Origin of the sequence: Nocardia sp. CC201C (assembly GCF_030010695.1) — a bacterium.
Lineage (GTDB): Bacteria > Actinomycetota > Actinomycetes > Mycobacteriales > Mycobacteriaceae > Nocardia > Nocardia otitidiscaviarum.
Genome location: NZ_JASCXP010000055.1, coordinates 1 through 25,230, shown reverse-complemented (window position 1 = coordinate 25,230; position 25,230 = coordinate 1). Strand labels below are relative to the sequence as shown.

General features: G+C 69.3%; 27 protein-coding genes. 20 read left to right on the top strand and 7 right to left on the bottom strand.

Translation table 11 applies throughout. From position 1 onward, the window contains the following. Both QK444_RS08890 and QK444_RS08885 read left to right on the top strand, forming a co-directional pair. The coding region (locus QK444_RS08890) for a hypothetical protein (RefSeq protein WP_282778853.1) at nt 1-533 on the top strand (533 nt) is incomplete at its 5' end. A gap of 22 nt (nt 534-555) precedes the next feature. Then, nucleotides 556-924 carry an arsenate reductase family protein gene (locus QK444_RS08885; RefSeq protein WP_282778852.1) on the top strand — a complete coding sequence of 123 codons (369 nt, stop codon included), beginning with the start codon at nt 556-558 and terminating at the stop codon, nt 922-924. Nucleotides 925-1,087: 163 nt separating this feature from the next. Here QK444_RS08885 and QK444_RS08880 read toward each other — a convergent pair whose 3' ends face one another. The 4 genes from QK444_RS08880 to QK444_RS08865 form a co-directional block, all read right to left on the bottom strand. Continuing rightward, the gene (locus tag QK444_RS08880) at nt 1,088-2,857 is read right to left on the bottom strand and encodes a DUF4873 domain-containing protein (RefSeq protein ID WP_282778850.1); all 1,770 of its coding nucleotides are present in this window, start codon (nt 2,855-2,857) and stop codon (nt 1,088-1,090) included. Continuing rightward, nucleotides 2,854-3,753: a diiron oxygenase gene (locus QK444_RS08875; RefSeq protein WP_282778848.1), complete on the bottom strand. Its 900-nt coding sequence runs from the start codon at nt 3,751-3,753 to the stop codon at nt 2,854-2,856. The genes QK444_RS08880 and QK444_RS08875 overlap by 4 nt, the downstream gene beginning before the upstream one ends. 87 nt (nt 3,754-3,840) lie before the next feature. Further along, entirely contained in the window at nt 3,841-4,575 is a 735-nt protein-coding gene (locus QK444_RS08870; protein WP_282778846.1) for a helix-turn-helix domain-containing protein, read from the bottom strand. Between the two features lie 111 nt (nt 4,576-4,686). Then, entirely contained in the window at nt 4,687-5,142 is a 456-nt protein-coding gene (locus QK444_RS08865) for a nitroreductase/quinone reductase family protein (RefSeq protein ID WP_282778844.1), read from the bottom strand. 144 nt (nt 5,143-5,286) lie between these two features. On the opposite strand from QK444_RS08865, the gene QK444_RS08860 reads away from it, so the two are divergent. Beyond that, nucleotides 5,287-5,979 carry a TetR/AcrR family transcriptional regulator gene (locus tag QK444_RS08860; protein WP_282778842.1) on the top strand — a complete coding sequence of 231 codons (693 nt, stop codon included), beginning with the start codon at nt 5,287-5,289 and terminating at the stop codon, nt 5,977-5,979. 44 nt (nt 5,980-6,023) lie between these two features. Continuing rightward, on the top strand, nt 6,024-6,740 hold the full coding sequence (locus QK444_RS08855; RefSeq protein ID WP_039814483.1) for a TetR/AcrR family transcriptional regulator: 717 nt from the start codon (nt 6,024-6,026) through the stop codon (nt 6,738-6,740). Between the two features lie 28 nt (nt 6,741-6,768). Here the strand turns inward: QK444_RS08855 and QK444_RS08850 are convergent, their stop codons facing one another. Beyond that, nucleotides 6,769-7,980: a cation:proton antiporter gene (locus QK444_RS08850; RefSeq protein WP_282778839.1), complete on the bottom strand. Its 1,212-nt coding sequence runs from the start codon at nt 7,978-7,980 to the stop codon at nt 6,769-6,771. Between the two features lie 56 nt (nt 7,981-8,036). After that, nucleotides 8,037-9,272, bottom strand: a complete 1,236-nt coding sequence (locus QK444_RS08845; RefSeq protein ID WP_282778838.1) for a DUF418 domain-containing protein — start codon at nt 9,270-9,272, stop codon at nt 8,037-8,039. A 192-nt stretch (nt 9,273-9,464) separates the two neighbouring features. Here QK444_RS08845 and dop point away from each other — a divergent pair, with 192 nt between their 5' ends. From dop to QK444_RS08770, 15 genes are all read left to right on the top strand, one after another. Continuing rightward, entirely contained in the window at nt 9,465-10,964 is a 1,500-nt protein-coding gene (dop, locus tag QK444_RS08840; RefSeq protein ID WP_039814479.1) for a depupylase/deamidase Dop, read from the top strand. A 161-nt stretch (nt 10,965-11,125) separates the two neighbouring features. After that, nucleotides 11,126-11,317, top strand: coding sequence for a ubiquitin-like protein Pup (locus QK444_RS08835; protein WP_029927979.1), 192 nt, complete (start codon nt 11,126-11,128; stop codon nt 11,315-11,317). After that, nucleotides 11,314-12,174: a proteasome subunit beta gene (prcB, locus tag QK444_RS08830; RefSeq protein ID WP_282778837.1), complete on the top strand. Its 861-nt coding sequence runs from the start codon at nt 11,314-11,316 to the stop codon at nt 12,172-12,174. Before QK444_RS08835 ends, prcB begins: the two co-directional genes overlap by 4 nt. Continuing rightward, a complete protein-coding gene (gene prcA / locus QK444_RS08825) occupies nt 12,171-12,944 on the top strand; it encodes a proteasome subunit alpha (RefSeq protein WP_282778835.1) in 774 nt (257 codons plus the stop codon). The genes prcB and prcA overlap by 4 nt, the downstream gene beginning before the upstream one ends. Before the next feature lie 190 nt (nt 12,945-13,134). After that, nucleotides 13,135-14,493: a Pup--protein ligase gene (gene pafA, locus QK444_RS08820; RefSeq protein ID WP_029927975.1), complete on the top strand. Its 1,359-nt coding sequence runs from the start codon at nt 13,135-13,137 to the stop codon at nt 14,491-14,493. 43 nt (nt 14,494-14,536) lie between these two features. Beyond that, nucleotides 14,537-14,776 (top strand): antitoxin, encoded by a 240-nt coding sequence (locus QK444_RS08815; protein WP_282778833.1) that lies wholly within the window; start codon nt 14,537-14,539, stop codon nt 14,774-14,776. Then, nucleotides 14,769-14,960, top strand: coding sequence for a hypothetical protein (locus tag QK444_RS08810; protein WP_282778832.1), 192 nt, complete (start codon nt 14,769-14,771; stop codon nt 14,958-14,960). Before QK444_RS08815 ends, QK444_RS08810 begins: the two co-directional genes overlap by 8 nt. A 5-nt stretch (nt 14,961-14,965) precedes the next feature. Continuing rightward, on the top strand, nt 14,966-15,172 hold the full coding sequence (locus QK444_RS08805; RefSeq protein ID WP_282778830.1) for a PIN domain-containing protein: 207 nt from the start codon (nt 14,966-14,968) through the stop codon (nt 15,170-15,172). 59 nt (nt 15,173-15,231) lie between these two features. Continuing rightward, nucleotides 15,232-16,224, top strand: a complete 993-nt coding sequence (locus QK444_RS08800) for a YafY family protein (protein WP_143980819.1) — start codon at nt 15,232-15,234, stop codon at nt 16,222-16,224. Continuing rightward, complete coding sequence (locus tag QK444_RS08795) at nt 16,221-17,198, top strand: YafY family protein (RefSeq protein ID WP_282778828.1); 978 nt, start codon at nt 16,221-16,223, stop codon at nt 17,196-17,198. The genes QK444_RS08800 and QK444_RS08795 overlap by 4 nt, the downstream gene beginning before the upstream one ends. 34 nt (nt 17,199-17,232) lie before the next feature. After that, nucleotides 17,233-18,306, top strand: a complete 1,074-nt coding sequence (locus QK444_RS08790; protein ID WP_282778827.1) for a 2-dehydropantoate 2-reductase — start codon at nt 17,233-17,235, stop codon at nt 18,304-18,306. Nucleotides 18,307-18,368: 62 nt separating this feature from the next. Beyond that, the gene (tatA, locus tag QK444_RS08785) at nt 18,369-18,626 is read left to right on the top strand and encodes a Sec-independent protein translocase subunit TatA (RefSeq protein WP_029927968.1); all 258 of its coding nucleotides are present in this window, start codon (nt 18,369-18,371) and stop codon (nt 18,624-18,626) included. Nucleotides 18,627-18,717: 91 nt separating this feature from the next. Continuing rightward, a complete protein-coding gene (gene tatC, locus QK444_RS08780) occupies nt 18,718-19,686 on the top strand; it encodes a twin-arginine translocase subunit TatC (protein WP_282778826.1) in 969 nt (322 codons plus the stop codon). Between the two features lie 3 nt (nt 19,687-19,689). Next, nucleotides 19,690-22,383 (top strand): RNA helicase, encoded by a 2,694-nt coding sequence (locus QK444_RS08775; protein WP_282778824.1) that lies wholly within the window; start codon nt 19,690-19,692, stop codon nt 22,381-22,383. Nucleotides 22,384-22,440: 57 nt separating this feature from the next. After that, entirely contained in the window at nt 22,441-23,139 is a 699-nt protein-coding gene (locus tag QK444_RS08770) for a DUF4333 domain-containing protein (protein ID WP_282778822.1), read from the top strand. A 240-nt stretch (nt 23,140-23,379) separates the two neighbouring features. On the opposite strand, the gene QK444_RS08765 is transcribed toward QK444_RS08770, so the two are convergent. Next, nucleotides 23,380-24,333, bottom strand: coding sequence for a 5'-3' exonuclease (locus QK444_RS08765; protein ID WP_282778820.1), 954 nt, complete (start codon nt 24,331-24,333; stop codon nt 23,380-23,382). A 75-nt stretch (nt 24,334-24,408) separates the two neighbouring features. On the opposite strand from QK444_RS08765, the gene QK444_RS08760 reads away from it, so the two are divergent. Next, nucleotides 24,409-25,230 (top strand): Xaa-Pro peptidase family protein (locus QK444_RS08760; protein ID WP_282778818.1); only part of this gene is annotated, 822 nt, incomplete at its 3' end.

Sequence of the window (25,230 nt, the reverse complement as noted above, 5' to 3'; positions counted from 1 at the left end):
CGGGCCGGGCGCAATTGGCAGCCTCCGCGTTCCGCGCACTGATCGACGACGCGCTGGAGGCCGGACAGCCCGATCCGCTCATCATGGCGAAATCGGTGCTGGGCCTGCTGACCGCGCTCATCTTCGACGACCGGGTGGCGGAGGCGCACGCGGTGTGGACCGACAACAGCGGCCCGACCTATTTGGGCATCTGGGCGCTGGAGAACGGTCAGACCTCCGTCCACGACGCCGTCGCCTACGCGCTCATCGAGGCGTTCCTGCATTCGCTGGGCACCGGCGACCCGATCACCTCCGCGAATGCCGTCGACGCCCTGATGTCGCGCTGCCTCGATTTCGCCTTCGCGCAGGACCTCGACGCGATCGGCCCCATGCTCAATACCTGGCGTCGCCACATTCACGAGATCTTCGAGGGCACCCCGCCACCGCCGGCGCTGGCCGCCGTGCAGCACGCCGAGCAGCGCTGGGGCCACCCGGTCCCGCCCGGCCCGCTGTACTGGATGCGCCCCTACCGCTGGGTGGTGGACTGGCTGTGAGCACCGGTTAGGCTCGGGACCCATGGCAGCCGAACAGACCGAGATCTGGCACAACCCGCAGTGCTCGAAGAGCCGGGCGGCGAAGGCGGTGCTCGATGCCGCCGGCGGCGATTACGTGGAACGCCGGTACCTCGACAATCCGCCCACCGCGGCGGAGCTGCGCGCGGTGCTGGCGAAACTCGGCCTGGAACCGTGGGACATCACCCGCACCGCCGAGGCGCAGGCGAAGGAACTCGGCGTCTCGAGCTGGGGCCGCACCCCCGCCGACCGTGACCGCTGGATCACCGCCCTGGCCGAGCATCCGCGGCTGATCCAGCGCCCGATCGTGCTGACCGCCGACGGTCGCGCCGTCGTCGCCCGCGACCAGGACTCGCTCACCACGCTGCTCTGACAACGGGTCGGGGCACACGCGACGAGAATCCGCGCCGTGCCACCATCCGCGGATTCTCGAAGCCGGGTGGCCCGCACAGTTCGGCACCCGCGCCTACGTCGTCCGCGCGTCCGCTGCCCGGTATCGCGGTCCGGGCCGCATGCCGTTGCCAGGCGGGTGCCGGTCAGATGTGCTCGGCCGCCACCGGTTCCAGCGGAAATGGCGGTTCGCCAGTCCCGGCGATGCGTAGATTTCCCCAGGGATCCCGTTCCTCGAGTCGGGCGGGCACCGGCTCCCGCCCTGGCAGCGCCAGATATACCCGGGCCCGGCCGGGGTCGGGCAATTCCGTCCCCGGGGTGGCGCTGATCCGCCCGTACCAGTGATACCGCCCGTCGATCGGATCGGGATAGCCGCCGAGCGTGACGGTCACCGGCAGCTCCATTCCGGGCGCGTCCAGTAGGGCCGGACCCGAATACTCGTGCGCCGGTTCGCGATCGGCGGGCACGGTGAGATCGAAATGCCCGAGATTCGGGCGGCGCAGCGTGCGCCAGTAGGAGACGCTGGATCCCGGCCACGCCGCCCGGTTCACCCCGTGCTCGTCGAGATACCAGCTGTCGCAGCCGCCCGAATTCCAGACGGTGCCCGCCAGTTTCGCCTGGATCCTGCGGTTGAACTCGTGCTGGGTCCCGGCCCGCACCTCCACCCGCGTGCTGCCATTGCGCCGCGCCGACTCCAGGCACTGCCGGATATAGCGGGCCTGCGCCTCGATCATGAACACGATGGACTGATTGCCGCCGCCGGAATTCGGTCCCATGATGAGGAACAGATTGGGGAAGCCGTGCACGGCGACCCCGAGGAACGCTTCCATTCCGCTCTGCCATGCGTCGCGCAGGGAACGACCGTTCGCGCCCACCACATGCTGCTCGGCGAACCGGTCGGCGACCTGGAACCCGGTGCCGTAGACGATGGCGTCGAACTCCCGGTGCACCCCGTCGGCCGTGGTGATACCGGTCGGGTCGATCCGGTCGATCTGGTCGGTCACCAATTCGACGTTCTCCCGCTGTAGCGCGGGGTAGTAGTCGTCGGACACCAGAATCCGCTTGCAGCCCAAGCGGTACGCGGGGGTGAGCCGCCGCCGCAGCTCGGGATCGCGCACCTGGCGGCGCAGGTGCCCGCGCGCCAGGAACTCGAACCGCCGCATGACCTCCGGCCGCAGGAAGCCCACGATCGACGACTCGTAACCCCAGTAGGTGACCCACCGGTACAGCCGCTGGGTCCCCGGCACCAGCCGGAACATCCGCCGCTCCCACGTCGACAGCGCCCGATCCGGTTTCGGGATCACCCAGTGCGGGGTGCGCTGGAACACCGACACCCGCGCGGCGTCGCGTGCGATCTCCGGCACGAACTGCACCGCACTGGCACCGGTGCCGATCACCGCGATGCGCTGCCCGGCGGGATCGAAGTCACGATCCCAGCGCGCGGAGTGAAAACTCGTGCCGCCGAACGTGTCCCGCCCCGGAAAGTCGGGGACGGCGGGTATGTGCAGCGGCCCGGCCGCCAGCACCACGAACCGCGGCCGGAACCGTGTCCCATCGGCGAGGCGCACCTCCCAGCGGTCGGCGTCGTCGTCGAAATCCAGGGCCGTCACCTCGGCGCGCAGCCACAGCCGCTCGCGCAGCCCGAACCGGTCCACGGTGCGTTTCAGGTAGTCGAGGATCTCGTCCTGGCGGGCGAACAGCCGCGTCCACTCCCGATTGGGCGCGTAGGAGAACGAGTAGAGCAGTGACATGACATCGCAGGCGCAGCCGGGATAGGTGTTCTCCCACCAGGTTCCGCCGACCTCGGCCGACTTCTCCAGGATGACGAAATCCTCGAATCCGGCCCGCCGCAGTTCGATGGCGGTGCCGATACCCCCGAAACCCGCACCGACGATGACGATTTCGGGTTCGCTCATGCCATCAGCCCCCGGCGTCGCCAGATCGCCTTGCCGATCGGGCCGATGAGCCCGTGCTTGTCCAGGAATCCGGCGAGGTTCGCCGCGCCCGCGCCGAGCGTGCGCTTGGCGTACGGGTTCTCGCGGGCGATCCGACGGGCGGCGCGCCCGTCCAGTCCGGCCCGCTCGTACATGTGTCGATTGGTCAGCAGATGGACGAACAGCGGCGCGGCCACCGCGACACACAGCCGGGTGTAGGCGAGTTCGGCCTTCGACATGGAGCCGACCCGCCGCGCCAGGGCGTCGCGGGCGAATCCGATATGCCGCGCCTCCTCGGTGACGTGTACCCGCATGGCCCGCGCCACCAGTGGTTGCAGTTCGGGATCGTCGAGGGTGCGGCGCTGCACGGCGTCGAAGATCTCCTCGCCCACCAGCGCACCCACCCACACCATGGACCCGCGCAGGAACAGCTGCAAGCCGGAGATCGCCACCCGCCCACCGGCATTGGGCCAGTACGGGCGGGCCTCGATGCGGTCGACGAGTTTGCCGAACATCATCATGTGGCGGCATTCGTCACCCATCTCGGTGAGGGTGTAGTGCGACTGCCGGGAGGTGGGGTCGCCGTTCATGAGTTCGCGCAGCAGCAGGCGGTTGAGCAGGTTCTCGAACCAGATCCCGACCGACAGCACATTGGCCAACTCCTGGCGGGACAGTTCGCGGCGCTGCGCCGGGCTCAGCGCCGCCCAGAGTTCGGTGCCGTAGAGCGATACGACCTCGGGTGGCAGGAAGAATTTCTCGGGGTCGAGCGGGGCGTCCCAATCCAGGTCCACCACCGGGTCGTAGGACTTCTTCGCCGATCCGCTCAGCAGGCGCTGCGCGAACGAATCGCGGGGGAGAAGGGTGGCCTCATTGCCCATGACAGCTCTCCGAACTCGAAGTTTCCGATACAAGCCGTTACATACACAGGTTAGTGAGACATGGTGTACCGGTCAACGTGCCCGTGGCTATCGTGACGCCTCCGCGATAGGGACCATCGAATACAGCCACCACCCCCGGCGCGGCAGATCGCAGCGCAATACCTGCACGTGCATGGGCGTCCAGTCGCCGCCCTCGGGCGGGCGGATGCGGACCGGTCGCCAGTTCATCGCGGCGGGCGGAATATCGGTCGACCACAGCCGCTCCCAGTCCGGGGACCCCTCGCACTGCCGGGTGACCTGCGCGATGCGTTCCGGCGGCGTGAGTCCCGGGGCCATGTGCCGGAAGGACTGGACCATGATGTGCGCCTCCCGCTCCCAGTCCTCGAGGACCAGGCGGGCGCGCGGGTCCAGCAGCATCCAGGTCATGATGTTGGTGCCCGGCTCCTGCCCCGGAAACGCCCGCGTATACGCGTCGTTCGCGGCGATCAGGTCCAGCGTGGGTGCGAGGTGGTAGCAGGCCGGATGCGGCAGGCTGTGCAGGAAGTCGAGTTCCACCGGGGTGGGCCGGGGCGCCGGGCCGGTCGGGACGGCCGCGGTGGGTTGCAGCACCTCGACGGCGTACGCCCGATACACCTCCGGTACCTGTAGCACGTCGAACAGCGCGCCGAGCGCCGTGGACGTGGGTGGTCGGGTGCCCTGTTCGAGCTTCTGGATGAGCGCGGCGGACACCCCGGCGCGGCGGGCCAGTTCGGCGCGGGTGAGACCCGATGCCTCGCGGCGCTCTCGGAGGTACCCCGCAATGGCCACCTGTGGTTCGACCACCGCGCACAACCTCCGACACCCACCGCTCACGACAATCCCGACTCAGCGGATGAAACTACCGTTCGGCGCGAACCCGTCGGACAGCCCACCCGGCGCGTGGACGGCGCCGGATCAGGATTCGATCCGGAAGACCGGGAAACCCGGTGCGATGGCGGCCAATTCGGCATCGGTGGCGTCCTTGGTGACACCCTCGAAGAACCGGCCGACCTCCCAGCCCCACTTCCGCAGGTACAGCCGCAACACCGGGATCTTGTCGGCATCGGCGACCTCGGCGGCGGTGAACACCTCCGTCCGGCGTCCGAGCCGCAGTTCCCCGCCGCCCGCGACGCGCAGGTTGCGCACCCACTGGGTGTGGCCGCGCGGGGCGACCAGGTAGCGCGAACCGTCGGGGGTGGTCAGCGGGTTGACGGTGGCGGTGCGCCATTCGCCGCTGGTGCGGCCGCGCACGGCCAGCAGGCGGGACCCGGCCACGCTGATGCCGAGTTTGCTCAGCCGGGTGGCGAGTCGGTTCACGAGCGGGTCGAGTCCGGAGGGGCCGATGTGGCGGTTGGCGGCGGTGTCGTTCATGACGTGTCCCTGTCTGCTGCACGAGCGTCAACTCTTGAGAGCGGTGCTCTCTGATGTGATCAGTGTGCACGCGGGGTTGCCGCACTGTCAAGAGCAGTGCTCTCGAAATGTTGCAGCGCTCCGAACCGTGGCACACTGTTGCGTATGAGTGCACCCAGGACCGCCCGCGCCCGGGCCCGCGCCGAGATCACCCGCGAGATCACCGATGCCGCCCGCCGCCAACTCGCCGAATCCGGTGCCGCCGCGTTGTCGCTGCGCGCCATCGCGCGCGAACTCGGCATGGTGTCCTCGGCGCTGTACCGGTACTTCCCGAGCCGCGACGATCTGCTCACCGCGCTGCTCATCGAGGCGTACGACACCATCGGCGCGAGCGTCGAAACCGCGGTGGCGCGGGCGGACGACCCGCGCGCGCAATGGCGGGCGGCGGCGCACGCGGTGCGCGAGTGGGGGCGTGCGCATCCGCACGAATACGCACTGCTCTACGGTTCCCCGGTACCCGGTTACGCGGCCCCGCAGACCACCGTCGACCCGGCCGCGCGGGTACCCCTCGCGGTGCTCGGCATTGTCGAACGGGCGTGGGCGGCGGGCACTCTCGCGGTTCCCGACGAGCACCTCGACCCGCTACTGGCCGAACAGATCGGTGCCCTCGCCGACCGGTTCACCCCGGGGGTGCCCGCGCCCGCGCTGGCCCGGACGGTGGTGGCCTGGACCCAGCTGTTCGGCGCGGTGAGCTTCGAACTCAACGGTCAACTGGTCGGGAGTATGGACCCGGCGGCGGCGTTCTTCGACTACGCGGTGGAGACCATGGCCGATCTGCTCGGACTCCGTGATGTGTGAGACAGGCCGTCTCGGGCAGCGCGGCGGCGCGCTAAGGTGAATTGATGACCAAGACCGGCGCGAACGATACCTCCCGCGCGGCGGACGGCCGCAGCACCCGCTGGAACGGTCACAAGGCCCGCCGCCGCGCGGATATGCTCGACGCCGCCCTCGCGGTGATCTCCGAGCACGGCGTGGAGATCTCGGTGCAGCAGATCGCCGACCGGCTGCGGGTACCGCGCCCGGTGGTGTACCGGCACTTCGACGGCCGCGCCGACCTGGACGAGCAGATCCGCCGCCACATCCTGGAATCGCTGCTCGCCGAACTGCTTCCGCGCCTGCGCCCGGACGGCACCCTGCGCGACGCCGTGCGCGGTGCGGTCGGCACCTACGTGGGCTGGGTCGAGCGGCACCGGAACCTGCACCGCTTCCTCATCGCCGCCGATACCGCCGGGGACGCCTCCCGGGCCATGGCCGGCGCCCGCGACCGCATCGGCGGACAACTCGCCGACCTGTTCGCCACCACCCTCACCCGCTGGGGGATCGACGCGAATCGCGCGCGCCCCACGGCGTTCGGGATCATCGGCTTCGTGGACGGCGTGGTGAACAGCTGGCGCGCCGACCCCGCCTCCACCCTGACCTCCGAACAGGTCGAGGGCATTCTCACCGAATCGGTGCTGGCCCTGCTGGAGGGCAACGCCCGCAGCCTGGACGTGCCGCTGACCCGCGACAGCCTGGTCGCCGACCTGATCTCGCGGGCCGAAGCGCAGCACGCGAGCTGACACGCGGTCGCCGTCGACAGCGGTCGGCTCAGTCGGCCGCCACCGGTCGCCGATCCACCATCCGGGCCGCCAGCGGGAACAGCAGCACCGTCGCCGCGCCCGCCGCCACCAGCAGCGACGCCAGTTCGTCGGTCATGAGGTCGGCCGCGGTCGCGACCTCGGTGACGGCGACGATGATGGGCAGACCGGTCGCCGAGTACAGGGCCAGCTGTGCGCGCTCCCGGCCGGAGGTCAGGTTGCCGCCGTGGTCGAACCAGCGTTCGGCCAACCACACCGGCCCGCCGCGCGCCACCGCGATGGACACCACGAACAGCGCCCAGTGCAGCGGGTTCCCGGCGATGGCGGCCGGATCGATGCCCATCCCGGACACCACGAAGAACACCGGGATCAGGAAACCGAAACCCAAGGTGTTCAACTGGTTTTCGAGCCGGGGATCGGCCTCGCGCACCAGCGTGCGCAGGATCATACCCGCCGCGAACGCGCCCAGCACCACATCCAGATCGAACACCTCGGCAATGGCCATCAGCGTGAACAGCAGCAACAGCACCGTGCGCACCGGCAGCTGCACGGTGCCGCCGCCGAGTTCGACCAGCAGCCCGCGCAGATCCGGAATGCGGGCCAGCAGCCGCCGTGGCACCGCCGCCACCAGCGCGGCCGCGATGGCGAACAGCACCAGCACCACCACCGCCGCGAGCGGGTTGCGGCTGGACAGCAGCAGCGACATGGCCAGGATCGGCCCCAGTTCGCCGACCGCGCCGTGTCGCAGCACGGCCCGGCCCAGCGCGGAGTCGAGCATGCCGGCCTGTTTCAGGATCGGCAGCAGCGTGCCCAGCGCGGTGGAGGTCATGGCGATGGCGACCGCCACATGCGCGGTGAAACCGACCTCGGGGGCCGCCAGGGTCACCACCAGGGTGGCCAGCACCAGGCTCGCCACCCAGGTGAGCCAGGCCGCGGGACCGGATCGGCCGCGCAGCACCTGCGGATCGAGTTCGTAGCCCGCCAGCAGGAACAGCATGCCCAGCCCGAGCTGGGCGACCAGGTCGACCCCGCCCGCGGTCCCGGCCCAATCCAGGACGTGCGGCCCGATCAGCACGCCGAAACCCAGCAGCAGCACCACATCCGGCACGTAGCCGCGGGCCAGCCGGGCCAGCACCGTGGCGAGCACGGTGACCAGCGCGATCTGCAACAGCGACAGAATGGCCGACCGGGTGGGGTCCGCGGCCGCGGCGAGTACGGACATGCCGTCATCCTGCCCGCCCCCGACGGCCGGTCAGGACAAGGACACGGTGGTATTCGCTACCTGGTTGCCGATGCGCTGCCGCGTTCGGCGATCGCGCGGTAGCAGGCGTTCCACAGCCACTCCACCGGTCCGCGGTCGAACCGGCGCAGCCACAGGTGCGCGAACACCAGCATGGCCGCGGCGACCCCCAGGTAGACCGCGATGGTGAACGGCACCCGGGCGTCGGCGGAGACCCGGGCGGCCAGCCCCAGCCCCCAGCCGTAGCAGATGGTCGACGCCACCACATTCTGGAGGATGTAGCAGCTCAGCGCCATCCGGCCGACCTCACCGAACCGCCGCCCGACCCAGCCGGGGCGCGGCCGGTTCCGGTAGAACCAGGCCACCAGCCCCAGGATGCCGAGCGCCACGAACGGCGCGATCCCATAGCGGGTGATCAGGATCAGATCTCCGCCGCCGAAGACGCCCAGGCCCATGTCCAGTGGTGCGGCCACCGCGCCGATGATCATGAGCCACTTGCGGATTCGCCCGCCCTCGGGTGTGAACAGACCGGCCTGGAACAGCCGCGCGCCCACCAGGAACAGGGCGATGGACATGGGGAAGATGATGATGGTCTCCAGCCGGAACAGCAGCAGATGCTCCCAGCGGAACACCACCAGATCCCAGAACGACCCGTCCGCGTAGGGATTCGGATCCAGTGGCTCGGTGGGCCCGGAGTCCGACCGCGGCGCGAACAGCAGCGCCAGTGCGGCGAGGGCCAGGAAGGTCAGGTGGACGGCCGCCGTGGACAGCAGCCAGCGGCGCTGTGCGCGCGGGCTGGTGGCCAGGATGTAGGCCACCACCAGGCCGGTGACGGCATAGCCCATGAGCACGTCGAACTCGGTGAACAAAAGGAAGTGCAGCAGACCGTCGACGAACAGCAGCAGGGCCCGCCACGGATACTTGCCGGGCCAGGGCCGACCGGCCCGCGCCGCCGATCGCTGCTGGATAGCCAGCCCGATGCCGAACATGATGGTGAGCAGCCCCAGGAATTTGCCCTGCGCCACCTGCTGGAGCACACGTTCGGTCCACATCCAGGCGGTGTTCGCGGCCTCGGTGCCCTGGAGATAGCCGAGCAGGCCCGCCGGGTCGGTGAAGATCCAGATATTGGTGCCGAGGGTGCCGAGGATGGCGATTCCGCGCAGCACGTCCAGCGCGGCCACCCGGCTGGACGGCTGCGGTGCGGTGGGTCGGTCGGCGGGTCGCGCGCTGGTCGCGGACGCCGCGGTACTCGGAGCGGAAACCGGTTCGGGCATGCGGGAATTCTCCCGAACACCCCGGTCGCGGCGCGTCGCCCACAGGGATGACCACGGCTACGACTCGAGTCGTGGACCACCCCGAGCCGGGTCCGTCGTGCGGTGGTCGCGCCCGCCGCGCTCCGGCCCGCGTGACACCGCACTCGCCCCGGGCGCACCCGATTCCGCCCGGTGTCGCCTAGGCTCGTTCCCATGCAGCGCATCATCGGAATCGAGGTCGAGTACGGCATTTCCACGCCTACGGAGCCGTCGGCCAACCCGATTCTCACCTCCACCCAGGCGGTGCTCGCCTACGCCGCGGCCGAGGGCGTGCCGCGCGCCAAGCGCACCCGCTGGGATTACGAGGTGGAATCCCCGTTGCGCGACGCTCGTGGCTTCGACCTGGGCAGGCTCAACGGGCCCGCGCCGGTGATCGACGCCGACGAGGTGGGCGCGGCCAATATGATCCTCACCAACGGGGCTCGCCTCTACGTCGACCACGCCCACCCGGAATACTCCGCCCCCGAGGTGACCGATCCGCTGGACGCGGTCATCTGGGACAAGGCCGGCGAGCGCGTCATGGAGGCCGCCGCCCGCTACGCCTCCAGCGTGCCCGGCGCACCCCGCATGCAGCTCTACAAGAACAATGTGGACGGCAAGGGGGCCTCCTACGGCACCCACGAGAACTACCTGATGAACCGGGACACGCCGTTCAATCAGATCATCCTGGGTCTCACCCCGTTCTTCGCCTCCCGTCAGGTGGTGTGCGGCTCCGGGCGGGTGGGTATCGGCCAGTCCGGTGACCAGCCCGGATTCCAGCTGTCCCAGCGTGCCGACTACATCGAGGTGGAGGTCGGGCTGGAGACCACCCTCAAGCGCGGCATCATCAACACCCGCGACGAACCGCACGCCGACGCCGACAAATACCGCCGTCTGCACGTCATCATCGGCGACGCCAACCTCTCGGAGTGGTCCACCTACCTCAAGGTCGGCTCGACCGCGCTGGTGCTGGACCTCATCGAGGCGGGGGAGGACCTGTCCGATCTGCAACTGGCCCGCCCGGTCACCGCGGTGCACACCATCAGCCATGACCCCAGCCTGCGCGCCACCGTCGCCCTCGCCGACGGCCGCGAGCTGACCGGCCTTGCGCTGCAACGGATCTACCTGGACCGGGTGGAGAAGTACAACGACCGCATCGGCAACGACGATCCGCGCGTCACAGATGTCATCGACAAGTGGGCGCACGTGCTGGACCTGCTCGAGCGCGACCCCATGGAAACCGCCGACCTGCTCGACTGGACCGCGAAACTGCGCCTGCTGGAAGGGATTCGCAATCGCGAGGGGCTGGGCTGGGCGGCGCCGAAACTGCACCTGGTGGACCTGCAGTACTCGGATGTGCGGCTGGACAAGGGGCTCTACAACCGCCTGGTGGCGCGCGGCTCCATGCGGCGGCTGGTGACCGAACAGCAGGTCACCGACGCCATGACCAATCCGCCCACCGATACCCGGGCCTACTTCCGGGGCGAGTGCCTGCGCCGCTTCGGGGCCGATATCGCCGCCGCCAGCTGGGATTCGGTGATTTTCGACCTCGGCGGGGATTCGCTGGTGCGCATTCCCACCCTGGAACCGCGCCGGGGGACGAAATCGCATGTCGGCACGCTGCTCGACAGCGCGCACACCGCCGCCGAGCTGGTGGATCAGCTCACCCACTGAGTTTCGCCGGGAGCGAAATCAGGTATTGCGCGGGTGTTGCGGCCGGGGCACATTGCGGGCGAATCCCGCATGATGTCGTCTCGGCTGGGTAGTGTTGTGGGACGAGATCGGTTTCGAACGTCCGTTCTCGCCGATGATCAGTACAGAGGAGGTCGGCTGCTATGGCACAAGAGCAGACCAAGCGCGCCGGTGGCGGCGACGAGGACGAGGGCCCCGTCGACGGGGGAGCGGGACAGGAGCGCCGCGAGAAGCTGGCGGAGGACACCGACGACCTGCTCGACGAGATCGATGACGTCCTCGAGGAGAACGCGGAAGACTTCGTGCGCGCCTACGTTCAGAAGGGCGGCCAGTGACAGCGGGTGACCCCTTGCGTCTCCACACGGGGTACGCCCTCTCCTCCTTCTCCGAATATCTGCGAGTGAACGCGCCGGAACTGTTGCCCGCCAACAAGTTCCGGTCCGACGGCGGGCACACCAGCGGTGTCGCGCCGTCGGATTTCGCACCGCACGGCACCACCATCGTCGCGGTCTCCTACCGCGGCGGGGTGGTGATCGCCGGTGACCGGCGCGCCACCCAGGGCAATCTGCTGGCCAGCCGGGATATCGAGAAGGTATACATCACCGACTCGTACTCGGCGGCCGGGATCGCGGGCACCGCGGGTATGGCGATCGAGATGATCCGGCTCTTCGCCGTGGAGCTCGAGTACTACGAGAAGATCGAGGGCGTCCCGCTCACCTTCGACGGCAAATCCAACAAGCTGTCGAAGATGGTGCGCGACAATCTGCCCGCGGCGTTGCAGGGCCTGGCGGTCGTGCCGCTGCTGGTGGGCTTCGATCCGTCCGCGCTGGACCCCGATCGGGCCGGGCGCATCGTGTCCTACGACGTGGTGGGCGGACGCAGCGAGGAGCGGTTCGGGTACACCGCCGTGGGCTCGGGTTCGCTGTTCGCCAAATCGTCGCTGAAGAAGACCTACAGCCGCGGCCTCGACCAGGAACGAGCGCTGCGCATCGCGGTCGAGTCGCTGTTCGACGCGGCCGATGACGACACCGCCACCGGCGGCCCGGACACCATGCGCGGGATCTACCCCACGGCCATCACCATCGATGCCGAGGGCGCGGCGGAAGTGACCGAGGACCGGCTGGCAGAGATTACGCGGGCCATCGTGGACGATCGCGTCGCGGCGGCCGCTGAAGGGAGCGGCGAAGCATGACACTGCCGTACTACGCGTCGGCCGAACAGATCATGCGCGACAAGACCGAGCTTGCGCGCAAGGGCATCGCTCGCGGCCGCAGTGTCGTGGTGTTGGTGTACGACAAGGGCGTGCTGTTCGTCGCCGAGAACCCCTCGGCGACCCTGCACAAGGTGAGTGAGCTGTACGACCGGGTCGGGTTCGCCGCGGTCGGCAAGTACAACGAGTTCGAGAATCTGCGCCGGGGCGGCATTCTGCAGGCCGACCTGCGCGGCTACCAGTACGACCGGCGGGATGTGACCGGCCGGGCGCTGGCCAATATGTACGCCTCCACGCTGGGGTCCATCTTCACCGATCAGCTCAAGCCGTTCGAGGTGGAGATCTGCATCGGCGAGGTCGGCTATCCGGAGCAGGATCCGGATGCGGTGCTGTACCGGATCAACTTCGACGGTTCGATAGTCGACGAGCGGGAATTCGTGGTCATGGGCGGCAATACCGAACCCATCCAGACCGCTCTCAAGGCGTCCTATCGACCCGGCCTGGATCTGCACTCGGCAATGGGTGTGGCATTGCAGGCACTGCAGAAGGGCGCGCCCGAGGCCGAAAAGGATCGCAAGCCGCTCGGCGTCGGATCCCTGGAGGTGGCAACCCTGGAGCAAGCCCGGCCCCGGCGGGCGTTCCGCCGCATTCCGGCGGCGACTCTCCAGGATGTGATCACCGGTAGAACCAGCGAGTCGACCTCGGCCGACGCGGCCGAGAAACCGTCGGCGGGAGATCCGTCGAACCCGTAGCAATTCGATTCGACCAGAGACGAAAACGGCCCCCTTTGCACGCTGCGCAGCAGAGTGCGACGGGGGCTTGTTTTATGGCTGCTCGCAGGGGATGCGGCGTTGCATTCCGTGCTGAATCGTTGTCAAGACGTATGCATCGGGATCGTTCGACCGCCCTTGCGCGGCTGTCTCTCGCTGTAATGTCGATGGTGTGCAGCGACGAATTATGGGGATCGAGACCGAATTCGGGGTGACGTGTACGTTCCACGGTCACCGTCGGTTGAGCCCTGACGAGGTGGCCCGGTATCTGTTCCGCCGGGTGGTTTCCTGGGGCCGTAGCTCGAACGTGTTCCTCCGCAACGGTGCCCGGCTCTACCTCGATGTCGGCTCCCACCCGGAGTACGCGACGGCCGAATGCGACAGCCTGGTGCAGCTGGTCACCCACGACCGGGCCGGCGAGCGGGTCCTCGAGGATCTGCTCATCGACGCCGAGCAGCGCTTGGCGGAGGAAGGGATCGGCGGGGACATCTACCTGTTCAAGAACAACACCGACTCGGCGGGCAACTCCTACGGCTGCCACGAGAACTTCCTGGTGGTGCGGGCCGGTGAATTCTCCCGCATCTCCGATGTGCTGCTGCCGTTCCTGGTGACCCGCCAGCTCATCTGCGGTGCGGGCAAGGTGCTGCAGACGCCCAAGGCGGCCACGTTCTGCCTGTCGCAGCGCGCCGAGCACATCTGGGAGGGCGTCTCCTCGGCCACCACCCGCTCCCGGCCCATCATCAACACCCGCGACGAGCCGCACGCCGACGCGGAGAAGTACCGGCGGCTGCACGTCATCGTCGGCGACTCCAATATGGCGGAGCCGACCACCATGCTGAAGGTGGGCACGGCCTCGCTGGTGCTGGAGATGATCGAGGCGGGGGTGTCGTTCCGAGACTTCGCGCTGGACAATCCGATTCGCGCCATCCGCGAGGTGAGCCACGATCTGACCGGTCGCCGCCCGGTGCGGCTGGCGGGCGGGCGGCAGGCGTCCGCGCTGGACATCCAGCGCGAGTACTACGCCCGCGCGGTCGAACATCTACGCAACCGCGAACGCGATCCGCAGGTGGACGCCGTGGTGGATCTGTGGGGCCGCACCCTCGACGCCGTCGAGGCGCAGGACTTCGCCAAGGTCGACACCGAGATCGACTGGGTGATCAAGCGCAAGCTGTTCCAGCGCTACCAGGACCGCTACAGCATGGAGCTGTCCGACCCCAAGATCGCCCAGCTGGACCTGGCCTACCACGACATCAAGCGCGGTCGCGGTGTGTTCGACCTGTTGCAGCGCAAGGGCCTGGCCAAGCGGGTGACCGAGGACGACGCCGTGGACGCGGCGGTCACCACGCCCCCGCAGACCACCCGCGCCAAACTGCGCGGCGATTTCATCACCGCCGCCCAGGAGGCGGGCCGCGATTTCACCGTCGACTGGGTCCACCTCAAGCTCAACGACCAGGCGCAGCGCACCGTGCTGTGCAAGGACCCGTTCCGTTCGGTCGACGAGCGCGTGGACCGGCTCATCGCCTCGATGTAGCGATCACACCGTCCGGTGGTGGCCGTAGCGCTACTATCGCGCTGTGGCCACCCTTCAGATTCGGGATCTCCCCGACGAGGACGCGGAGGTTTTTCGCCGCCGCGCCGCGGCAGCCGGGATGTCGCTGCAGGCATACATGCGGCGAGAATTGATCACCTTGGCGCGGCGGCCTACCAAATCCGAGGCGCTCGCGGCCATCAGAGAGTCCTTGGAACGTGATCCCGGCCCCGGTGCCGACGGTGATTCCATTCTCGAGGCGCTGCGGGAGTTGCGGGGTGACTGACGAGTATGTTGTGGACGCGTCGGCCATGGTCGACGCGTTCCTGCGCAACGATGCCGCCGGAGTGGCGACGGCTCGGATGATCGCTGAATCGATGTGCCAGGCGCCGCGTCTAATCGATGCCGAGGTGGGCAGCGACCTGCGTAGAGCGAACGAACGGGCCTTATCGGCAAGCGGACCGCACTGACCGGGATGCGTATGTCGACGATGCTGGTGGACGAGCGCTACGCGCACCGAGGGTGGTTGTCTGTCGAAGCGTGGAAGCTGCGCCATACCGTGACGTTCTATGACGCGCTCTACGCCGCGTTGGCGGCACGTCTGGACCTCCCACTGCTCACGTCCGATGCCAAGCTCAGCAAGGCGCCCGGACTGCCGTGCCGGGTGGAGTTGATCGCGTGACCGCGCCGTACCGTGGTCCCGCGCGCGCGATCACGGTAGGGCCGATTACCCTCTAACCCGTGGCGATATCCAAGGTCGAGCGGTTGATGAATCTGGTTATCGCGCTGCTGTCGACGCGCCAGTTCCTGACCGCCGAGCGGATTCGGGAATCGGTGGCGGGGTACGAGGAGTCCGCGAGTGACGAGGCGTTCAGCCGGATGTTCGAGCGGGACAAGAACGAGCTGCGCGATCTGGGCATACCCCTCGAGATCGGTCCGGTCAGCCGGTTCTCCAGCGTGGAGGGCTACCGCATCAACCGGGATGCCTACGAACTACCCGATATCGATCTGACCCGCGAGGAAGCCGCGGCCGTCGCGGTGGCCGTGCAGTTGTGGGAATCCCCCGAACTGGCGACCGCCGTGGAGGGCGCGCTGTTGAAGCTGCGCGCGGCCGGGGTGCACGTCGAACCCGAGAACGGGGTGGCGTCGGTGCCCGCGGTGCCGGCGCGCACCCGCGGCGCGGAACCGGTGCTGGGCAGGCTGCTGGCCGCCATCGACGCCGGACAGGCGGTGCGGTTCCCGCATCGCACCAGCGGCGACGAGTACATCGAGCGCGATGTGCTGCCCTGGGGTGTGGTGACCCAGCACGGCCGCTGGTACCTGGTCGGCCACGACAACGCCCGCGACGATGTGCGCACCTTCCGGATCTCCCGGATCGGCGAGCAGGTCACCCCCTACGGGCCGGTCAACGCGGTGCACAAGCCCGAGAACGTCGATCTGCGCGAGATCGTGACCCGGGTGACCAGCCAGGCCCCGATCACCGGTTCCGCCACCGTGTGGGTGGCCAAGGGGCGCGGTCAGGAGATCCGCCGCCTCGGCGCGACCATGGAGGAGCGCGAGATCGGCGGCCGCCCCGGCTCGGTGGTGGAGGTGCCGGTCCGCTCCCGCGACTGGCTGGCCCGCCTGCTCACCGGCCTCGGCCCCGACGCCCTGGTCCTGGCCCCGGAAGAGTTGCGCGACACGGTGATCGGCCGCCTCCGGTCGGTGCTGGAACAGACGGAGGTCACGGCGTGAGCAGTCCCAAAGTCACCGGGAGCCGACTGTCGGTGCGGCTGTCGCGGCTGTTGAACATGGTGCCGTACTTCCTGGCGAATCCGGGGATCAGCGCCGCCGAGGCCGCCGCCGAGCTGGGGGTCACCACCAAGCAGCTGATGAGCGATCTGAATCAGCTCTGGATGTGCGGTCTGCCCGGGTACGGTCCGGGTGACCTCATCGACCTGTCCTTCTCCGAGGAGAGCATCGAGGTCACCTTCTCCGCGGGCATCGACCGCCCGCTGCGCCTGACCTCCACCGAGGCGACGGCCCTGCTGGTGGCGTTGCGCTCGATCGCGGACCTGCCGGGCATGGTCGATCCGAGCGCCGCGCACTCCGCCACCGCCAAGATCGAGTCCGCGATCTCCGGGCGGGAGGCCGAGATTCGCGCCGCCGCGCCGGTGGAGGCCCCCGCGGTGGCCACCGTCCGCTCGGCGCTGGCCCGCAATCGCGCGCTGCGCCTGGTCTACTACTCGGCCAGCCGCGACGTGGTCTCCGAGCGGGTGGTCGACCCCATTCGAATCGTTTTGGTGGACAACAACTCCTATCTGCAGGCCTGGTGCCGCCAGGCCGAGGGCGTGCGCCTGTTCCGCCTGGACCGCATCGAGGAGGCGACCGAACTCGACGAGCCCGCCCACCCGCCGGTGGACGCCACCGACGAGTCCGCGGGGCTGAACCTGTTCGTGGACGATCCCGCGGTTCCGTTGGCGCGCCTGCGGATTCACGCCGACTACGCGTGGGTGCTGGATCAGTATCCGATGCACCGGGTGACGACGCACCCGGACGGCAGTGTCGAGGCCACCATGCGTTTCGCCACCCTGGACTGGATGGCCCGGCTGCTGCTCGGTTTCGGTTCCGGCGTCACCGTGCTGGGGCCGCCGGATCTGGTGAGCGCGGTGCGGGACCGGTCGAGTGCGGCGCTGGCCGCCTACGCCGCACTGGCCGACGCCGGATAGCGTGGCCAGGACAGGTGTGAGGAGGTCGGTCCCGGTGACATGTCGTGTGCTGGTGCTCGGCGCGGGCAGTATCGGTAGCTATGTGGGCGGCGCGCTGGCCGCCGCCGGGGCCGATGTCACCTTCGTCGGCCGCCCCCGCATGCTCGACGAGCTGCGGGCCTCCGGCCTGCGGCTCACCGATCTGGACGGACGCGACGAGCGGGTCGCGCCGGACGCCTTCCGCACCGCCGCCTCCACCGCCGGCGTCGATGCCGTGGATCTGGTGCTGATCTGTGTGAAGTCGCGAGATACCGCCTCGGCCGCAAGCGAATTGGTGGGACGGCTGGCCCCCGGCACGGTGGTGGTGAGCCTGCAGAACGGTATCGGCAACGACACGGTCATCCGCGAGCTGCTGCCCACCTGCGTGGTGCTGCCGGGCATGGTCATGTTCAATGTGGTGCACCACGGCGGCGGCCGCTTCCATCGCGGCACGGCGGGCGGTATCGCCGTCGCCGACGATCCGGCCCTGGACCGCCTCCGGCCGGTGCTGGACCGCTCCCGGCTGGGGGTGCGCCGCTATCCGGACCTGCTGCCGGTGCAGTGGGCGAAGCTGCTGCTCAACCTGAACAACCCGATCAACGCGCTGTCCGGCCGTCCGCTGCGCGAGCAGCTGGCCCAGCGGGACTACCGGCGCTGTCTGGCGCTGGCGCAGCGGGAGGCGTTGCGCGCCATGGCCCGCGCCCGCATTCGCCCGGCCCGGCTCACCGCGCTGCCGCCGGAGCTGATGGCGCGGCTGCTGACCGTCCCCGATGCCGTTTTCACCCGGGTGGCGGGCACGGTGCTGGCGGTGGACCCGGTGGCGCGCTCCTCCATGGCCGATGATCTGGCCGCCGGGCGCAGCACCGAAATCGCCTGGCTGAGCGGTGAAATCGTGAGCCTGGGCACGATCGTCGGGATGCCGACGCCGGTGAACCAGCGCCTCGTCGAGCTCATCACGGCCGCCGAGAAGGGCGACCGTCGCACCTGGTCGGGTGCGGAACTGCTGGCCGAACTCGGTGCGGCGGCGGGTCGGATCGCCGCGGGTAACATCCGGGCAAATCCGGGTGACCAGCGGTCGAACCAGGGTTGACAAATGGTTCGCCATATGCCGGTCGGGTAGCATCAGGTGACTACGAGTTTGGAGGAAGTCGAATGGGTTCATTGAGCGCGACGCACTGGATCATCATCGCGTTGGTGTTCCTGGTTCTGTTCGGGGCCAAGCGGCTTCCGGACGCGGCCCGGGGTCTCGGACGGTCGCTGCGCATCTTCAAGAGCGAGATGAGCGAGATGCAGTCCGAGGGTGACAAGGACAAGACCACGCAGGCCCAGGCTCCCGCGCCGGAACTGCCCGCCGCCCAGCAGCCCGGCACGCCGGTCCAGCAGCCCAAGTCCGATCTGAACAAGGCGTAATCGCCCTGTCGTAACGCCCGGGATGAGGAACTCGTCCCGGGGCGAGTTCTGTCCAGGTCCGGCGCCAGGCGATCAGCGAGGCATCACATCCATGCGCATTCCGTTCGACCCCCGGCGCAGTCGGCGTAGAACGAATCCCGACGGCACCATGTCGTTGGTCGAGCATCTGCACGAGCTGCGGTCCCGACTGCTGAAGTCCATCCTCGCGGTGGTGCTGACCTCGGTGCTCGGTTTCCTGTGGTACTCGCACTCCTTCCTCTGGATGGACAGCCTCGGCGATATCCTGCGCGGCCCCTACTGTGCGCTGGACCCGGCCAAACGCGCCGCGCTCACCGCCGACGGCGAATGCCGCCTGCTCGCCACGGGACCGTTCGAGCAGTTCATGCTGCGCCTGAAGGTCGGCCTCACCGCGGGTATCGTGCTGGCCAGTCCGGTCTGGCTGTACCAGCTGTGGGCCTTCATCACCCCGGGCCTGTACGCCAAGGAGCGCAAGTACGCGGTCTCCTTCGTGGCGTCGGGCGCGACGCTGTTCACCGCGGGCGCGGTGCTCGCCTACTGGGTGGTCGCGCACGCGCTGGAATTCCTCATGGGAATCGGCGACAACGTGCAGATCACGGCGTTGAGCGGTACGGAGTACTTCAGCTTCATCATCCAGCTGCTGATCATCTTCGGTGTCAGCTTCGAGACACCGCTCATCATCGTCGGGCTCAATGTCATCGGCGTGCTCACCTACGAGAAGCTGGTGAAGTGGCGGCGCGGCATGATCTTCGGTCTGTTCGTGTTCGCGGCCATCGTGACCCCGCAGGACCCGTTCTCCATGCTGGCGCTGGCCTTCGCGCTGACCGTGCTGTTCGAACTGGCGGTCCAGATCGCGCGGCTCAACGACAGGCGCAAGGCGCGACAGGCCGAGAGCTGGGGCGCGCTCTCCGATGATCAGGCGTCCCCGTTGAGCGGCGGACCAGGCGCGATCGAGCGCCCGGAACCGGTCGGCGCACCCGATCCGGTCGCCGCGCCGGAGAAAACCATACGTTCGACGTCGGATTACTCCGATACCCTCTGACGAGTGGCAGATCGGTCGCTCACTGGCGAACTGGCGGCATTCGCCGCCGAACTGAAATTCAGCCTGGATCCGTTCCAGGAGGACGCGTGCAAGGCCCTGGAGGGCGGGCACAGCGTCCTCGTCTGCGCGCCCACCGGCGCGGGCAAAACCGTGGTGGGCGAATTCGCGGTACACCTGGCGCTGGCCTCCGGGGGCAAATGCTTCTACACCACGCCCATCAAGGCGCTGTCGAACCAGAAGTTCGCCGACCTCACCGAGCGGCACGGCCGCGACGCGGTCGGCCTGCTCACCGGTGACCAGTCCATCAATCCGGACGCGCCCGTGGTGGTCATGACCACTGAGGTGCTGCGCAATATGCTCTACGCCGGTTCGGACGCGCTGCACGGCCTGTCCTACGTGGTGATGGACGAGGTGCACTACCTCGCCGACCGGTTCCGCGGCGCGGTGTGGGAGGAGGTCATCCTGCACCTGCCGCCCGAGGTGCGCCTGGTCTCGCTGTCGGCGACGGTCTCCAATGCCGAGGAGTTCGGCGCGTGGATGGAGACCGTGCGCGGCGACACCGCGGTGATCGTGGACGAGACCCGGCCGGTGCCGCTGTGGCAGCACGTCATGGTGGGGCGGCGCATGTTCGACCTGTTCGACACCAAGTCCAGCGATCAGAAGGTGCTCGTGGACGAGGATCTGGTGCGCTACATCCGGCACCGGGAGGCGGTGGACCGAATGGAGGGCTGGGCGGTGCCCGGCGGCCGCGGGCGCGGCGGGGGCCGCCGCATGTTCCGGCCGCTGCCGCGCCCGGAGCTGCTGGCGCGGCTCGACGAGGAGGGGTTGCTGCCCGCCATCACCTTCATCTTCAGCAGGGCGGGGTGTGACGGCGCGTTGGCGCAGTGCCTGCGTTCCCGGCTGGACCTGTCCCGGGACGGGGACGCCGACGAGGTGACGGCCATCATCGAGAAGCACACCGGGGATCTGCCCAAGTCGGATCTGGAGGTGCTCGGCTACTGGGAGTGGCGCGAGGCACTGCACCGTGGCCTGGCCGCCCACCATGCCGGCATGCTGCCCGCCTTCCGGCACACCGTCGAGGAACTGTTCGTGAAGGGCCTCGTCCGGGCCGTATTCGCCACGGAGACACTGGCTCTGGGCATCAATATGCCCGCGCGCACGGTGGTGCTGGAGCGGCTGGTGAAATTCAACGGCGAGAGCCACGCGGAGCTGACACCGGGGGAGTACACCCAGCTCACCGGGCGTGCCGGGCGGCGCGGCATCGACGTGGAGGGCCACGCGGTGGTGATGTGGACCCCCGACGTGGACACCAGTGCGGTGGCCGGTCTGGCCTCCACCCGCACCTATCCGCTGCGCAGCTCCTTCCGGCCCGGCTACAACATGTCGATCAACCTCATCGACCGGATGGGCGCGGCGGATTCGCGTGCGCTGCTGGAGCGGTCCTTCGCCCAGTTCCAGGCCGACCGGTCGGTGGTCGGTCTGGTGCGTGGCATCGAACGCAATGAGGGCACGCTGCGCAAACTGCGCTCCCAGCTCGGCGACGACGACTTCCTGGAGTATTTTCAACTGCGCGAACGCATTCGGGAACGCGAGCGCAGCATCGAACGGCAGGGCCGCACCGACCGCCGCTCGGCGGCGGTGTCCGCGCTGAGCTCGCTGCGGCGCGGCGACGTGGTGGCCATTCCCACCGGGCGGCGCTCCGGCCTCGCGGTGATCCTGGAACCCGATGCGTCACCGGGCGATCCGCGCCCGCTGGTGCTCACCGCCGACAAATGGGCGGGCCGGATCTCGGCCGCCGATTTCCCGACCCCCGCCGAACCGCTGGGCCGCCTGCGGCTGCCCCGCCACGTCGACCACCGCACCGCGCGGGTGCGCCGCGATCTGGCGTCGGCGCTGCGCAGCACCGGAATCACCGTGCCGCGGCACAAGGGCGGCAAGAAGTCCCGCGCCGCCGACGATGCGCAATTGCAGTCGCTGCGGCGGGCGCTGCGCGCGCATCCCGCGCACACCCGCCCGGATCGGGAACAGCTGGCGCGCATCGGCGAACGCTACAACCGGGTGCAGCGCGAGACCGACTCCATGCGCCAGCAGGTCGCCGCCACCACCAACTCCCTGGCCCGCACCTTCGACCGCATCGTCGGCCTGCTCGAGGAACGCGGCTACGTCGACGACGGCGAGGTCACCGCGGATGGGCGGCGGCTGGCGCGCATCTACGCCGAGGCCGATCTGGTGGTGGCCGAATGTCTGCGCCAGGGGCTGTGGCGCGGGCTGGGACCGGCCGAACTGGCGGCCGTGGTGTCCATCCTGGTGTACGAATCCCGCCAGGAGGGCGGCTATCTCGGGGCGTCCGGTCCGACCGCGCCCAGCCGCCGCGCCGTGGAGGCCACCATCGGGGTGTGGTCGCGGCTGCGGTCCGACGAGGCCCGGCACAAGCTGTCGCCGACGCGGGAACCCGACCTCGGGTTCATGTCGGGCATCCACACCTGGGCGCGCGGCGACGACCTGGTGGACGCGCTGCTGGCCAGTGGCGATCGCGGGAATCCGCTCTCGGCGGGCGATTTCGTGCGCTGGTGCCGCCAGGTGATCGACCTGCTGGACCAGATCCGCAATACGGCCGATGATGAGGAGGTGGCGGCCACGGCGGCCAAGGCGGTGCGCGCCATCCGGCGGGGTGTCGTGGCGGTGGACGCGGCGTGATGACAACGGTTGTGCTTTGATTCCTCGAGTACGACGATCGCGAGTGGAGGCAAGCAGATGAGCGGCCCGTACGGACCGAACGACGCCCCGGGCGGAGGACAGGGTAGTCACGACCCGACTCAGCAGTGGACCGGCGGCGTACCCGGACAGCAGTGGGGCGGCCAGCAGCAGCCCGCGCCGCCCACTCAGCAGTGGGGCGATCAGCAGCAGCCCCCGGGACAGTGGGGCCAGCCGCCGCAGCAGCCCGGTGGGCAGCAGTGGGGGCAGAGCCAGCCGCAGTGGCCGCAGCAGGGCCAGTCCGGCACCGACTGGAACCAGCAGCAGCCCGGTGGGCAGCAGTGGGGCCAGAGCCAGCCGCAGTGGCCGCAGCAGGGCCAGCCGGGCTGGGAACAGCAGCAGCCGGGTCAGCCGGGTCAGCCGTGGCCGGGCGGACAGCCGCCGCAGCAGAAGAAGACCGGCGTCATCATCGCCGCGGTGGTCGGCGCGGTCGTGGTGGTGGCCGCGGTCATCGGCGGCGTGTTCTTCCTGACCGCCAAGGATCAGCTGGACAACAACGCCGTGCAGAACGGCGTGCAGAAGGTGCTGAAGGATTCCTACGGCATCGAGGACGTCAAGGACGTCAGCTGCCCGTCCGGTCAGAACGTGGAGATCGACAACACCTTCGACTGCACCCTGAAGGTGGGCGGCGAGGACAAGAAGGTGACCATCAAGGTCACCAAGGAGGACGGCACCTACGAGGTCGGCCGCCCCAGCTGAGGCGATGCGGCTGCGGCGATCGCGGCTGCGTCGAATCGAGCACGGTATCGAATCGAGCACGGTCGGTCCCCGCGGCGGCGATCGCGGCTACCGTGATCGCGAAGACGCCGGTACGAGAGCCGGTTTCGCGCGCTATCCGGTGCGGGAGACCGGCTCTCACCGTGCCGGAACCAGCTCCCCGCGACGGGATCGCGCGGGCGATCCGCGCGGACGAGCCCCGCTCGAGTCGGCACCCGGCCCTCAGGCGTTGGCGCGCATGGCGGTCACCAGGCGTTTGATCGGGCTCTCGGCGTTGTAGGCGGCGGCGAGCCCGTCCAGCGCGGCGGCATCGACCGGTGCCGCGGGCAGCGCGTCCGGCCGGGAGAACTCCACCTCGGCGTCGCGCACCACCCGCACCACCGGGGCCGCGGCCCGCAGATAGTCGTCGGCCGCGGCGAGTTTGGCGCGCACCCCCTTGGCCAGGTCGGCGGCCGGATCGGCCACCGCCGCGCGCAGCGCCTCGAGTGAGCCGAATCGGGAGATGAGGGTGGCGGCGGACTTGTCGCCGATGCCCGCCACGCCGGGCAGCCCGTCCGAGGCGTCACCGCGCAGGGTCGCCATATCCGCGTAGGCCGGACCCGCGTTCTGCTGGGGCACACCGTATTTCGCCGCCACCTCGGCCGGACCCCACAGCTGTGCCTTGGCCAGCCCCTGACCCACGTAGAACAGCCGCACCGGCGGCGCCGGATCGTCGCGCACCAGCTGCATGAGGTCGCGGTCGCCGCTCACCACGATCACCTCGCTGTCGCGCTCCCGGGTGGCGAGGGTGCCGATCACGTCGTCGGCCTCCAGCCCGGCCGCGCCCGCGGTGGCGATCCCGGCGGCCTCCAGCATCCGCAGGATCATGTCGACCTGCGGGGTGAGGGTGTCGGGCACCTCCTCGACATCCGGATCGGCGGCGTCGGCGAGCCGGTGCGCCTTGTAGGAGGGCACCAGATCCACCCGGAAGGTCGGCCGCCAGTCCAGATCCAGGCAGACCGTCAGCCGACTCGGCCGATGCTGTTTGATCAGCGCGGCGACCATATCGGTGAACCCGCGCAGCGCGTTCACCGGCTGCCCGTCGGGTGCGGTGATCTTCTCCGGGATGGCGTAGAACGCGCGGAACCAGAGGCTGGCTCCGTCGAGCAGCAGCAGCGGACCGGTGGGGTTGCTCATGGTCTCCAGACGCTACCGCCCGCCGCCGACAGACGGTGTCGAGGTCGCGTCGCGACACGGGTAACGTCGAACCCTATGAGCTCTCACGACGAGTCACGGTTCACAGCGGACGTCTACGGAGCGCGACTGGAGCGGGCGGCGGAGTTGACCCGCGCCGCCCATCTGGACGCGCTGCTCATCACCCCCGGCCCCGACCTGCAATATCTGATCGGTTCCCGGGCGCAGTCGTTCGAACGGCTCACCTGCCTGGTGATTCCGGCGTCCGGGGAGACGCCGTCGGTGATCATCCCCAAGCTGGAACTGGCCGCGCTGGGCGGTTCGGCGGCGGGCGAACTGGGCCTGCAGGTGGTCGACTGGACCGACGGGGTCGATCCGTACGCGCTGGTGAAATCGGTGCTGAACGCCGGCGCGCGCACCGCCGTGGACGACCACATGCCCGCCCTGCACCTGCTGCCCGTCACCGACACCTTGGGCCAGCTGCCCGTCTCGGCCACCCCGATCCTGCGGCAGCTGCGAATGATCAAGGACGCCACCGAGATCGACGCGCTGCGCCGCGCGGGCGCCGCCATCGACCGGGTGCACGCGCGGATGGGCGAGTTCCTGCGCGTCGGCCGCACCGAGCGCGAGGTGGCCGCCGACATCACCGCCGCCATCGTCGAGGAGGGCCACACCGGCGCCGCCTTCGTGATCGTGGGCAGCGGCCCGCACGGCGCGGATCCGCACCACGAGGTGTCCGATCGGGTGATCTCCGACGGGGACGTGGTGGTCGTCGATATCGGCGGCCCGGTCGAACCCGGCTACTTCTCCGACTGCACCCGCACCTACGTGCTCGGCGAACCGCCCGAGGAGATCGCGGCCCAGTTCACCGAACTGGAGCGCGCCCAGGCGGCCGCGGTG

What these genes read in the sequence shown, in the direction of transcription:
- dop (WP_039814479.1), top strand. Translation starts at nt 9,465, where the DNA reads ATGCAGCGCATCATCGGAATCGAGGTCGAGTACGGCATTTCCACGCCT.
- QK444_RS08770 (WP_282778822.1), top strand. Translation starts at nt 22,441, where the DNA reads ATGAGCGGCCCGTACGGACCGAACGACGCCCCGGGCGGAGGACAGGGT.
- QK444_RS08765 (WP_282778820.1), bottom strand. Translation starts at nt 24,333, where the DNA reads ATGAGCAACCCCACCGGTCCGCTGCTGCTGCTCGACGGAGCCAGCCTC.
- QK444_RS08875 (WP_282778848.1), bottom strand. Translation starts at nt 3,753, where the DNA reads ATGGGCAATGAGGCCACCCTTCTCCCCCGCGATTCGTTCGCGCAGCGC.
- QK444_RS08835 (WP_029927979.1), top strand. Translation starts at nt 11,126, where the DNA reads ATGGCACAAGAGCAGACCAAGCGCGCCGGTGGCGGCGACGAGGACGAG.
- QK444_RS08885 (WP_282778852.1), top strand. Translation starts at nt 556, where the DNA reads ATGGCAGCCGAACAGACCGAGATCTGGCACAACCCGCAGTGCTCGAAG.
- tatA (WP_029927968.1), top strand. Translation starts at nt 18,369, where the DNA reads ATGGGTTCATTGAGCGCGACGCACTGGATCATCATCGCGTTGGTGTTC.
- QK444_RS08865 (WP_282778844.1), bottom strand. Translation starts at nt 5,142, where the DNA reads ATGAACGACACCGCCGCCAACCGCCACATCGGCCCCTCCGGACTCGAC.
- QK444_RS08860 (WP_282778842.1), top strand. Translation starts at nt 5,287, where the DNA reads ATGAGTGCACCCAGGACCGCCCGCGCCCGGGCCCGCGCCGAGATCACC.
- prcA (WP_282778835.1), top strand. Translation starts at nt 12,171, where the DNA reads ATGACACTGCCGTACTACGCGTCGGCCGAACAGATCATGCGCGACAAG.
- QK444_RS08850 (WP_282778839.1), bottom strand. Translation starts at nt 7,980, where the DNA reads ATGTCCGTACTCGCCGCGGCCGCGGACCCCACCCGGTCGGCCATTCTG.
- tatC (WP_282778826.1), top strand. Translation starts at nt 18,718, where the DNA reads ATGCGCATTCCGTTCGACCCCCGGCGCAGTCGGCGTAGAACGAATCCC.
- QK444_RS08855 (WP_039814483.1), top strand. Translation starts at nt 6,024, where the DNA reads ATGACCAAGACCGGCGCGAACGATACCTCCCGCGCGGCGGACGGCCGC.
- QK444_RS08880 (WP_282778850.1), bottom strand. Translation starts at nt 2,857, where the DNA reads ATGAGCGAACCCGAAATCGTCATCGTCGGTGCGGGTTTCGGGGGTATC.
- QK444_RS08845 (WP_282778838.1), bottom strand. Translation starts at nt 9,272, where the DNA reads ATGCCCGAACCGGTTTCCGCTCCGAGTACCGCGGCGTCCGCGACCAGC.
- QK444_RS08805 (WP_282778830.1), top strand. Translation starts at nt 14,966, where the DNA reads ATGCGTATGTCGACGATGCTGGTGGACGAGCGCTACGCGCACCGAGGG.